The organism is Flavobacterium sp. NPDC079362, from assembly GCF_050267765.1.
In the GTDB taxonomy this organism is placed as follows: Bacteria; Bacteroidota; Bacteroidia; order Flavobacteriales; family Flavobacteriaceae; genus Flavobacterium; species Flavobacterium azizsancarii.
Window position 1 is genome coordinate 267,738 of the sequence record NZ_JBNNFM010000003.1, and the last position, 12,033, is coordinate 279,770.

The window sequence follows — 12,033 nt, forward strand, 5'->3', positions numbered from 1 at the left end:
ATGACAACTATATACAATGCATTTCTGCTTTTCATTTTTGAAAAACGGACAAGTATCAGAGTGATTGCTATTTCAATTTTAATTGGTATAGTTATCCTCACAACTTCATGTGACAACTTTGTAGAAGTTGACCTGCCCACTTCACAGCTTACTTCTAAAACTGTATTTGAAGACGTGACTACTGCAAATGCAGCTATGACCGGAGTTTACGCAAAACTTCGCGATACAGGATTACTCACCGGTAATTCTACCGGTTTAACTTGCAGACTGGGACTGTATACAGATGAACTCGATTATTACAAATCTAACGATCCCAATTATTTCTATACAAATTCTCTTTACTCGGCTGAGGCTGGCATACAGGACTTATGGAATCAAAGCTATAATATAATATACGCGGCAAATGCCGTAGTAGAAGGTATTTCAGCATCCCATTCATTGGCACAGAAAGATAGGGACAGATTACGGGGAGAAGCACTTTTTGTGCGGACCTTAATTCATTTTTATTTGCTTAATCTTTATGGAGATATTCCCTATGTAACTACAACTGATTACACCTATAACAGTACTATTCATAAAGCACCAACCCCCGAAATTTATGGCAAAATAATTACCGATTTAGAGGAAGCGACCTTAGTACTACCTGAGAAGTACAGTTCACCGGAACGAGTTCGACCAAACAGGGCCACTGCACAGGCACTATTAGCCAGAGTTTATCTCTACATGGGATCATGGGCAGAAGCTGCTAATAGCGCATCAGCTGTTTTAAACAATCCCCTTTATTCTTGGGAACCAGATTTAGACAAGATATTTCTAAAAGAAAGTACTACAACCATATGGCAGTTTAAACCCGATAGTGATAGTGGCAATACTAAGGAAGGCAATTTATTTGTTTTTAATTCCGCCCCCCCTCCTACAGTAGCACTCACTATTAATTTGGTCAATGCCTTTGATCCAATAGACCAAAGAAAAATACATTGGATTAGAGCCATTACAAAGGGAACGACTACGTGGTATCACTCGTTTAAATACAAACGTAATGCTAAAGCAGCAGATTCTAATGAGTATTCAATTGTGTTTCGTCTTGCGGAACAATACCTAATCCGGGCAGAGGCACGCGCCCTGCAAGGGGACCTGATTGGAGCAAAAGAAGATTTGAATGTCATCCGTCATACAGCGGGACTGCCCAATACAGATGCGGTTTCTTCAATCGAGATTCGGGAAGCCATTATTAAGGAACGCCGCCTGGAGTTTTTCACCGAATTCGGGCATCGTTTTTTTGATTTAAAACGAGTGGGCAATCTTGATTCAGCCCTTTCCATTTCAAAACCGAAATGGTCCGATAATGATGCGCTTTGGCCAATTCCAGCACAAGAATTAAATGCTAATCCCAATTTAAATCCACAAAACCCCGGGTATTAACTTGATCTAAAATGGAAAAAATTAATAGAATAAATCATAAAATCGCTCATTTTAGGACAACAAAAATTATGGTGAGTGTATTTTTACTAGTATGCTGTACTTCAATTGCCCAGCTGAAAAAGCATTTGACCCAGGACGACTATTCCCAGTGGAGCACTTTTAGTAATGTGGCACTGTCTGAAACGGGGAATTGGGTGAGTTATAAACTAAACTATGAAAACAAAGAAGATACTCTCTTTGTTAAAAGTACTCGCGAAAATAAGATATATTCATTTCCAAAAGGAGCAAATGGTAAATTTTTAAAAGGCTCTATTTTTACTTATCAGGAACCTGAAAAGCGATTAATACTTATTAATCTGGACACGCAAAGAAAGATAGAACTGTCTGATGTAGCTCGTTTAGAGATCGTAAACAACGGGAAATACATTATTACGTTAGCCAATAAATACGGTTCCAAAAGTACCATGTCCATCAGGGATGAAGATGGAGAAGCTATAGATGTTATCGAAGGCGTTACAGAATATGTACTAAATGATAAAAGAGACGCACTGATTTATAGTAGTGATTTATCAGATAACCATACTGTCGGGCATATTGATTTAAAAAAATACAGGAGAGATCTAATTATTTCAGAGAATGGGCATCCATTTCACACCCTTACATGGCAAAGAAATGGAAATAGTATTGCTTTTTTAAAAGAGACAGGTAGCCTGACCAAAAGTAATACGCTATTGTTATATCGAGTACCACAGAAAAAACTGACTGCGCTTGAACTGCAAGACCTCAAAGAAATGTCAGGGATGCATATCGCAGCCGATTTGAAACTGACTATCTCGGATGATGGTACTAAAGTGTTTTTCGGTGTTAAAAAGAATAATTCTGTATCGTCAGATACAAAAAATAATGAGGTAGAAATTTGGAATGGTAATGCACCTTGGGTATATCCTATGGAAAAAAGTGTGGGCAATTGGGAAGATGCAGCCAAACTTTCCGTTTGGTTTCCAGAGAATAGTATTTCTATGCCAGTATCTTTCACTGAATTACCCAATGTTCAATTAACAGGAAAGCAAGACTATGCCATTCTTTCAAATCCTAAATCCTACGCCCCAAACTATAAATTAGATGGGGATGTTGATTATTATATTACCGATTTGAAAAAGAACACGCGCTCGCTTTTTTTAAAACAACAGTCCACTGATGAAAACAACCTCATTATTTTTCCTTATGGAAATCAAGTAGCCTATTATCGTGATGCTAACTGGTGGCTTTATGATCCTGAAGAAAACAAACAGATAAATCTAACCAGTGGTATTGCAACTGTCTGGGATTCAAAAAATGATGATTTTGCACCTCCAATTTCTCCTTATAATTGTCCCGGTTGGAGTTCGGATGGAAAATACATATTACTTTATGATACCTATGACCTTTGGATAGCAGCTTTGGATGGCAGCGGTTGTAAAAGACTTACGCATGGACGTGAGAAGAACATCGTTTTCAGAATCAGTCCGTATGAATTTTCAAATAAATTTTCGGCAAAATATGGCGCAAGAAGTACAGCGGTGTTTGATTTGTCAAAAGAGCTAATTTTAGAAGCTTCCGATAAAGATGATTGTTCTACTGGATATTATATTTGGAATGCTAAAGAAGGGGAAAAATTACTATTACATAATGACAGTGCAATTGATCAAATACATAAATCTAAAAATAACTCGTACGTCTTTATAGAACAAAAGTTTGATACCTCTCCGGTTTTGTTATTTAAAGCAGATAAAAGTTCAAAAAGCACAGTACTATTCGCCAGCAATCCCCAGCAGAAGTGCTACAATTGGGGCAGATCTGAACTCATTCATTATACAAATAAAACCGGTCAGGCACTCAAAGGTATATTATTGTATCCGGGGGATTTTGACAAGGAAAAAAAATACCCGATGATAGTACATATTTACGAAATAAGATCAGCAGGTCTTCACCAATATACAAATCCTTCCCTATATAATGATGAAGGTTTTAATGTTACGAATTATACCTTGAATGGTTATTTTGTTTTATTGCCAGATATCGTTTATGAATCTGGAGATCCGGGTGTTTCAGCGACAGCGTGTGTTTTGGAGGCAGTCAAAAAAGTAACCGATATGGGATTTGTGGATCCTGAAAAAATCGGTTTAACGGGACATTCTTTCGGAGGGTACGAATCTGTTTTTATTATCACGCAGACAGATATTTTTTCAGCAGCAGTATCAGGAGCCGGGATAAGTGATATTACAAGGTGGTATTTTAGTATCGGTAAAGATATTCAAGCCCCGGAGGCTTGGAGGTTCGAAAGCCAGCTATTCAGAATGGGCAAGACATTCTATGAGGATAAGGAAAGCTATTTTCGTAACTCGCCAATACTACATGCAGCCAATATTACAACACCTTTATTGCAATGGACAGGTAAAGAAGATCCGACTGTTTCCTGGGATCAAAGCGTTGCTTTTTATATTGCTCTGCGAAGATTACAAAAAAAGCATATGCTGTTAGTATATCCCGATGAACCTCACGTAGTTTTTAATAGAAACAATCAAAAGGATCTAACATTACGGACACAGCAGTGGTTTGATTATTACTTAAAAAAAGAGCCACCAGCTCAGTGGATCACTGCGGGTACAAAATAGGATTAGAATAACAATAAATAATGCAGTTCCTGATAACAGGAACTGCATTACCTTTTAATCAATTTAAAAATTACGGCGTATTTCTGTAAAGCTGAAGATTACACGGGCTATTGTCCGTCGCTTTTCTAAATACTTGGAAACTACTTGCGCCATCATTGTACATGCAGACAGGTCCGGGTGTGGCCTTACAATCTACATTTACCTCTTCACAACTTGTAGCTAGCGGATCATGGATATACCCTTCAATCAAAAGGGTATCAGCCTTACTTTCTTTTGACGCATTGGTGCTTATAGCGCCTGCGCTTGCCAATACAAATGCTGCAATTGGCAATACTAAAGTTTTTACAATAGGTCTCATAATATTAAAAATTTAAATTAATGATCTACTCTTTTTTACAGGTTTTCGATCTTACTCCTGCTACCAACTGGTATGAATCACGTGATTTTTTATTTCTTTTTAAAAGCTTTTTTTATGGAATTTCCCAGCGAATATTTTTGCAACAGTTGACCGGAAATCACATACAGATTTGATTCTGTGACAAGGAAATATTTTATCTTTATTTTTCCGGAATCATAAATATAAAAACTCGATAAATATTCGTTTTTAGCAATATCATAGACATCGATTACGGATGCCTGAGTCCAAACTTCTTCATTTTCAAATCTCCCTTTCAGCGCGGAATTAACAAAAAGCAAATTGTTAGAAATCGCACTGGTTTTATTGACCATATACGGTGGTGCGGCAAGTTTGGTGTCTCCTGAGAGTTTTACTTTGACTACGTTTAATTTTGCTTGTGTTGTGGTGTCAATTGTATTTCCTCTGTATAGTACTGATAACGTATCATTAGCAACAATATATTGGTTCCTGTAATAATAGGTATAAACTAAATTCCGGAGTCCTTTACTATATTGTAGTGTACCATCAGTATCGAATATCCCGTCGATTTGCTTTTCCAAAAAAGCGGGAGAAAACTGTGTGTCAATGCTTTTACCGAAATGGAGTGTCCCCATTAAATGTTCTCCTGTATTTTTTTTCTGACCACGAAATGCAATTCGAGTGGAGTCCATCACAATTGCCTTGGTAAAAAAGTGATTCCCATTGTAAATTGTTTTCGCTTTCCAGTCGACTATTTTTCCTTTGTAAATCACAGGGACCATACCATCGTAAACATAAAAATAAGGCGTTTGAATACTTACTTCTACAGAACGAAAAGGAAAGTCATCACGGTCTAATTGTATTGTATAATGCTGTTTGTCTTTGAAACTATTATCGACAACAATGATTTGTAATGGCGCATCGTGATTTCCTAAATATATTTTGCCGTTCTCTACACCAGCCAGATAAAACGAGGAGTTTTGTAAGCGGGTTTCATCTATTTTTTTTATTGCATACTGATCAAATCTTCTGATAAATGGATTTTCTTTGGCCATAATATCTTCAGATAACATAAAAAGCAGTCCAACAATGCCAATACTGAAAAAAATAGTTGCCGAAAATGAACTGACAAGAACAGCGGGTTTTGAAATCAGGGATGTATTTGGCATCCCATCGCGCAGTATCAGGATACCCGCTGCTGCCAGCATTATGAAAACGATATTAAAAAAAAGATGTTCCGTCCATCCTAACTTTTCAAGAATCCCTCCACAAGAACAGGGAATAAAGGAACTGTAATTTAAAATTATATAGATATATGTGGTAAACATAACCATCAAACTAAAGGATGCAAAAAGACCAATTAATCTCCATTTTTTAAAACCAATAAGTAGAGCTATGAGTAATTCCAGTACCGGTACTATCCACGCAATTGATCCTGCAAAAGCACTCAGTAGTGGTGACTGCCCCAATTGCACGCGGAAGTTCTCAAAGTCAAGCAATTTACTCACTGCCGCGTATACAAATAGTAGAATATATAGAAATGAGACTACTTCTGCAAAAATATACTTATAACGTTGGCTAAATTTCATTGTAATGTGATTGATTATTAGTAATGTAAAATTCTATAAAATAAGTAAGCAACTCTTGTCAATTCAGGATAATCGTATGCCAAAAACGGACAGAAAAGGCTATCTATAGTTTTTGTCGAATAACAAAACTTTCGAAATTTAATATTTTGCTTATATCAGCATATACAAATAGCAGAACCAGCAGCAGATTATATCGACTGTAGTGTTTTAAAAATATACAGCTGTTTTATATGTTGTCTTTTAACCTTATAGTGGGATAATTACTAATGACATGCACGCATATCGAAAACACCTGTTACAAAGACAGCACTACTAACTAATCATCTCCCTATAAGCAATTTAAAAGAGCCAAATTAGAACAATATTGTAGAAGGATTGTTATTAAAAACGATCCAAAATTTATAAAAAACGATCATTTTATTTCTTTTCAAAAGTTAAGACTGTAAAATGGAATTTCATCCGGAGTTATAAATAAACACTAATAAAAATCGATCCGGCAAGTTCATTCATTGAATCAGTCTTATAAAATATTTGAAACAACTGCAAAAAAAAGATGCTCATTTCTGAGCATCTTTAAGATGAAAATATTTTTAAGACTCCTTCATGTAATTATTGTTCCTGTTCTTCTACCAAAATTAAGAAACTTTACTGCCTTTGAAAATACCTCAATTAGTCTTTATTATATAAAATGTGAGAAAAGACAAATTTTTCCGAGTTATTATTTTATCCCTTTTCTATATAGTTTTACATCTTTAACTTTCTTACAAGAATATAAAAGCCATTGCTAAACCAACGACTACAAACCATAATAGTTTTGAACTTTTTTCTTTAAAAGAGCTTCTTTTCTTTTTGATTCTGCCTAAACCGATCTCTCTACATTATAAAATCAATCTCAACAGCTCTCATTCATTTAGTTTTTTCAAACTTATGATTTAGCGGTATAAAATATGACTGATTTCTGAATAATTTATAACAGAATAAGACATATTTAAATAGGAGAAATTTTTAATAAAGATTAATTCTCAATGAACAATCGATAAGGAAATACATTCAATGATCTATTTTTTTTAGATGCTTCATGAAGCTCTCGCTAAGGTAATCCCACTCCGCTGCTGCATCTTTCATTGATTGCATAACAAACGCATCATAAATAATTATTATGATGCGATGTTTATTAAAATAAAAGAGAGTCAAATGAGATTTAGTTTTTAGGATTCTGCTTTTCAATCATTTTCATTCCACATTTAGGGCACGCTCCACTAATGTCAGAAGTTGAGCCGTCCATTGGGCAAACATATTTAGTCACAATTTTACTTTTAGGCTGACTCCCTTTTTGAGCGTGAGTGTCCATTTTTTCTGTGACTTTTACCATTGCAGTTCCGCATTGAGAACATATTCCTTCAGTATCAGAAGTCGAGCCATCGATAGGACAAACATATTTAGTCACAGTTTGACTCATAGGCTGACTCCCTTTTTGAGCGTGAGTATCCATTTTTTCTGTGATCTTTACCATCTCCATTGAACATTTAGAACATTTTCCTGGTTTATCAGAAGTTGAACTGTCCATAGGGCAAACATATTTGGTCACAGTTAGACTCATAGGCTGGCTTCCTTTTTGAGCGTGGGTATCGATTTTTTCTGTGGTTTTTATCAATTCCATTCCACATTTTGGACATTTTCCAAATTTTAAATTCATCTGGTCAGGATGTGTTGGACAGCTATAAATTGTTTTTTGTTCCTCTTTTTTTGCAGCTGTTTGTGCTATTATGGTTGAATTAAATGCAAAAAATGCACTTAACACGATAATTATTGTTTTCATCTTTTTTAAGTTTATTTGATTGTTTCTACCGTTTTACCACAGCTCAACATTTGTGAACCATAGTATGGATTTTTAATTGTATTTTCTTTGCTTAACCAATTTGCGTTTTGCATAGGACAGTATTGATAATAAACAACTTCTGCGGGTTTTGAAGTTTTTATTAGTGCATACATATTTTTAGATAATGGATCAAAAAGTTCTCGTTGCTTTTAATATCCTGAGTTTCAGAAATACTTTTAGCTTCTGCACTCAAATCTTTAGAAACTTTCATCCAAACCATATGTTCTTCTGTTTTTAAAGTTTCCATTTTAACAGCAGTTATAGCAGTCCATAAATCTTTTGATGCTAAAGCTGCTGCTTTACCATCTGTTTTTACTAAGGCTTCTTTCAATAAGAAATAATTGTCGAAAACCGGTTTCAGCTGATCTTTAGTTTGGGCATTAGATACCACAACTGATAACAATAGCATTATTGCTATCATTATTTTTTTAAATGATTTCATTTTGTGTTTTTTTTAGATAAAATTTGCTAAATAATGACAAAAAAGACAGCATAACAAAGTCCTGTTTTTGTAATTGATTTAACCTGAAAATAAAATAATTATAAGCAGAATATGCTTTAGATTTGACACACTAATGGCTGTCAAAAGTTGAATTTAGCCTATTTTAGGTATAAGCCAAAGAGAATGGAAACCAGAAGAAATAAAGGTTTCTGAACAATAAAATTCTTGTTTTTCTAAATAAAAATTGAATAAATTGCTTTTGAATTCCAGTTCATTTAAAAAGGTGATACTTCCATTACATAAAGAAGCACAATCACACATTGAATGCCCGCATTTTCCGCCACAACCATCGTGATTTTTATTACCTGGATGATTCATATTATAACAGCAATTATCTTGCTCAGGTTTAGAAGTTTCTTTTGTACAAGAATGATTTACTACAATTTTTTCACAGGCAAAAGTTATCGTTGGCATTAGGAATAAGCCAAGTATAACAATTAATAAGATGCGAAATCGGTTCATTTGAAAGAAATAATAAGTTCAAAATTACTTATATCATTTTGAATTTCAACTAAATATATGTTAAAAATTAACTGCTTTCAATTTCTCTAACCACTGGTACGAGTTTTGTAACCCACTTTTTTCCACCCACACCTTCGGTACGATCAAATAATTTGATGTCTGCAAGTATCTACCTTACTCTATCAAACAAATGTTTTGTAGGAATGCTAACAAAAAATGGATAACGAGTTGAGAAAAATCGAAACTGAATTTACTCTATTTTTTCTTTTAACAACGATAAGATAAAAGTCAAGTGTTTTTAAAAGTTGAAAATATAAGTTGAAAAACTTTACAGGATTCTAACAGGTAAACTCAATAAACATAAGGATTTGTTAATCAATCAAAAATATCGAAGATTTTGTCTAACCAAAAAAGACCCGTAAAATCACATATGATCCAATTCGCAACAAAAAAGGCAACTTATTTTTTTATAATTTTCTATTGGTTCCATACAATTAATTTTATACTTTTATACTGTGAAATTTCTAAACTTCATATTAACAATTTATCTGCTAAGCCTGCCATGTTTTACATGTGCCGATACGCAGACGCAAGTTGTTGTTTCATCACCCATTGAGATAGTACAACAGCTTAATTTTACCAAGGATACTACTTCCCACAATGGAAAAATTGATTTATGCTCACCGTTATGCTGTTGTGCCTGTTGTGGTATTCATGTTGTTACCAAGGTAGAAAATGAGCCTATCGATTTTCCTATTATCTCTCATGAAATTTCACCTCAGGTTTCACATTACCAATCCCTTTTACCATCAAGCTTCTTTGGAAGCATTTGGCAGCCTCCACAGATTAATTCATAAAGCTATTTATTGTGGCACTTATAATTATTTAATACTACTTAATTATACTAGTGAGAGCAGTAAAAAAATGTTGTATAACGGAAAAACACCAAATCTTAAAAACGTACTTCATTTAAAAAAAGAAAAAAGCTTATCCATTCTATTTTCCAAATTATTTTATCGTCGTAAGTTGTACTTTGTTTTTTTCTGAGTACTCACAAAAACAATATAGCATTTCTTTGCCACACAACGGTAATTGAAGAGTGTAAATTTTAGTAGACTGTTATTTTACGGAGCGGCTGATGCAAAGGCAGTATTTTTTGAAGTCTATACAATACAGGTATAGTTATTTGCAATACGCACAACCCAGTAAAAGAATAACTTATTCAATCATTTGTAACTGACAATGTCAGTAAGACTACTAAACCTTGAGACATGAAAATAAAACTCGTATTACTTTGTTTTGGTATAACTATACTCCCAACAATTTTCGGCAGCAATAACGAGGATAAGTTTTCTATACTGTATGAACAAAGGTATCGGCATCGTGATGAAGACATAAAAGCACTGGCCTATGATCAATGGGTTGTGAAAAAGAAAAATTGTATAAAAGTATACAACAAAGGAAAGCTCAATGTTTGTTACATTAATAGCTAGAGAAGAAAATCACTCGTTAAAATAAGCACTGAAAAGTGGTATTTTTAATCATAAATTCTCAGATCGGGAAAATTGAATACATAGCCGAATAAAACTATGTTAGTATTTGGTTTCGAAAGGATTGAAAGAAATTTTTATAGCTGGAAATTAATTCCTAATTTAGATAGATATGGATATCAACACAGAACTTGCAATACTTGTCAAAATAATCGTTTCGTTTATTTTAGGATTCTTAATTGGGCTGGACAGAGAGCGACATGACCATGATGCGGGAGTAAGAACTTACGCAGCAGTCTGCATTGGAGCTACTATGTTTACCTCCATTACAGTTCACCTAGCCAATGATCCTGCTGCGGCCTCAAGGGTCATAGCCAATATCGTTACTGGCGTTGGTTTTCTTGGTGCAGGAATTATATACAGGAATAATCATGCTAACTCATCACATGGCTTAACAACAGCTGCTACAGTTTGGTGTACTTCTGCTGTAGGCGTAGCTGTGGGTCTGAACATGTATATCATTGCTGTGGCAAGTTCCGCTGCTTTATATTATCTGCTCTCACTGCATCATCAAAAATGGTATATAAGATGGAAAAAAAGGATAAAATACAACCATGATGAGAAACTATAGGTCATCCTTAAAATACGATAATAATAATAAAGTATTCGGAAAAACTTTGGACAGGCCCCTCGTCTGAAACAACTTCACGAATTAATCCTTAAAGAAAGTACACACTATGCTAGTTAAAAACAATAAAGATTCCATACTCTATTTTATTAAGTCCATCTGGGTGGATATTGCTGCTATTGCAACCTATGCACTTGTAATTGGCACACTAGATCATAATACCACACTTAGACAGATTATCATACCTTTGCCGATAACTGGAATAATGGGGACCATAGTAGCATTGCTTCTAGCTTTTCGGACTGCCCAATCCTATGATCGATGGTGGGAGGCACGAAAAGTGTGGGGAGAAATTGTGAATGATTCCAGAACGCTGCTCAGGCAGGTTAAGCAATTTTTACCTGAGAAGGGATGTGAAAACGATCTTAAAGAATTTGCACAAAGGCAAACTGTTTGGTGTTACGCCCTGTCAGAGACACTGAGAAAGGTTTCGTTTTCTGTAAAGGTGTATACTTATTTAGAGCAAAATGGAATTACAGCTAATAATGTTCCTGCCGAACTTCTAAACAGGCATACTGACCAGCTTGCATTGGTCTGCAGAATACACCATCTTAACGACAACAAACAGGTTCAGATTGACACGACCATAGCACGTCTTAACGATTCCATGGGTAAATGTGAGAGAATTAAAAATACCGTATTTCCAAAAGCTTACAGTTTACTGATTCATTTTCTGATTTACGTTTTAGTCTCTATACTACCTTTTGGTCTGGAAGATAACTATCCTGTTCTTGAAATTGTTCTAACAATAATTGTGGCATCTATGCTAATAGGGGTTGAAAAAACAGCGATCATTATGCAGGATCCTTTTGAAAATAGTCCAACAGATGTCCCCATGAGTGCACTTAGTGCTGTTATTGAGAATAACATCAAAGAAATATGCAGTGATAAAGCCATACCACCGTTGGTAGCAGACCATTATTATTACATCAACTAATCCAATATATCAACATTGTAAAATGAATTTCACT

At 34.8% G+C, this 12,033-nt stretch carries 10 protein-coding genes; 5 read left to right on the forward strand and 5 right to left on the reverse strand.

Annotation, left to right across the window (positions count from 1 at the left end; all coding sequences use genetic code 11):
- Both ACQKCJ_RS05045 and ACQKCJ_RS05050 read left to right on the forward strand, forming a co-directional pair.
- Nucleotides 1-1,422, forward strand: a complete 1,422-nt coding sequence (locus ACQKCJ_RS05045) for a RagB/SusD family nutrient uptake outer membrane protein (RefSeq protein WP_173965816.1) — start codon at nt 1-3, stop codon at nt 1,420-1,422.
- A gap of 11 nt (nt 1,423-1,433) precedes the next feature.
- Nucleotides 1,434-4,076 carry a S9 family peptidase gene (locus ACQKCJ_RS05050; RefSeq protein ID WP_173965818.1) on the forward strand — a complete coding sequence of 881 codons (2,643 nt, stop codon included), beginning with the start codon at nt 1,434-1,436 and terminating at the stop codon, nt 4,074-4,076.
- 70 nt (nt 4,077-4,146) lie between these two features.
- Here the strand turns inward: ACQKCJ_RS05050 and ACQKCJ_RS05055 are convergent, their stop codons facing one another.
- From ACQKCJ_RS05055 to ACQKCJ_RS05075, 5 genes are all read right to left on the reverse strand, one after another.
- Nucleotides 4,147-4,434, reverse strand: coding sequence for a DUF6520 family protein (locus ACQKCJ_RS05055; protein ID WP_173965819.1), 288 nt, complete (start codon nt 4,432-4,434; stop codon nt 4,147-4,149).
- An 89-nt stretch (nt 4,435-4,523) separates the two neighbouring features.
- Nucleotides 4,524-6,041: a DoxX family protein gene (locus ACQKCJ_RS05060; RefSeq protein ID WP_173965820.1), complete on the reverse strand. Its 1,518-nt coding sequence runs from the start codon at nt 6,039-6,041 to the stop codon at nt 4,524-4,526.
- A 1,201-nt stretch (nt 6,042-7,242) separates the two neighbouring features.
- Nucleotides 7,243-7,860, reverse strand: coding sequence for a heavy metal-binding domain-containing protein (locus tag ACQKCJ_RS05065; RefSeq protein WP_173965821.1), 618 nt, complete (start codon nt 7,858-7,860; stop codon nt 7,243-7,245).
- Between the two features lie 160 nt (nt 7,861-8,020).
- On the reverse strand, nt 8,021-8,362 hold the full coding sequence (locus ACQKCJ_RS05070) for a DUF3347 domain-containing protein (RefSeq protein WP_246253203.1): 342 nt from the start codon (nt 8,360-8,362) through the stop codon (nt 8,021-8,023).
- 153 nt (nt 8,363-8,515) lie between these two features.
- Nucleotides 8,516-8,836, reverse strand: coding sequence for a hypothetical protein (locus ACQKCJ_RS05075; protein ID WP_427401509.1), 321 nt, complete (start codon nt 8,834-8,836; stop codon nt 8,516-8,518).
- Between the two features lie 563 nt (nt 8,837-9,399).
- On the opposite strand from ACQKCJ_RS05075, the gene ACQKCJ_RS05080 reads away from it, so the two are divergent.
- The 3 genes from ACQKCJ_RS05080 to ACQKCJ_RS05090 all read left to right on the forward strand — a co-directional run bounded on the left by ACQKCJ_RS05080 (nt 9,400) and on the right by ACQKCJ_RS05090 (nt 11,999).
- A complete protein-coding gene (locus ACQKCJ_RS05080) occupies nt 9,400-9,741 on the forward strand; it encodes a DUF6660 family protein (RefSeq protein WP_394368047.1) in 342 nt (113 codons plus the stop codon).
- A gap of 805 nt (nt 9,742-10,546) precedes the next feature.
- Nucleotides 10,547-11,005 (forward strand): MgtC/SapB family protein, encoded by a 459-nt coding sequence (locus ACQKCJ_RS05085; RefSeq protein WP_173965823.1) that lies wholly within the window; start codon nt 10,547-10,549, stop codon nt 11,003-11,005.
- A gap of 106 nt (nt 11,006-11,111) precedes the next feature.
- Nucleotides 11,112-11,999: a bestrophin family protein gene (locus tag ACQKCJ_RS05090; protein ID WP_173965824.1), complete on the forward strand. Its 888-nt coding sequence runs from the start codon at nt 11,112-11,114 to the stop codon at nt 11,997-11,999.
- Nucleotides 12,000-12,033: the final 34 nt, after the last annotated feature.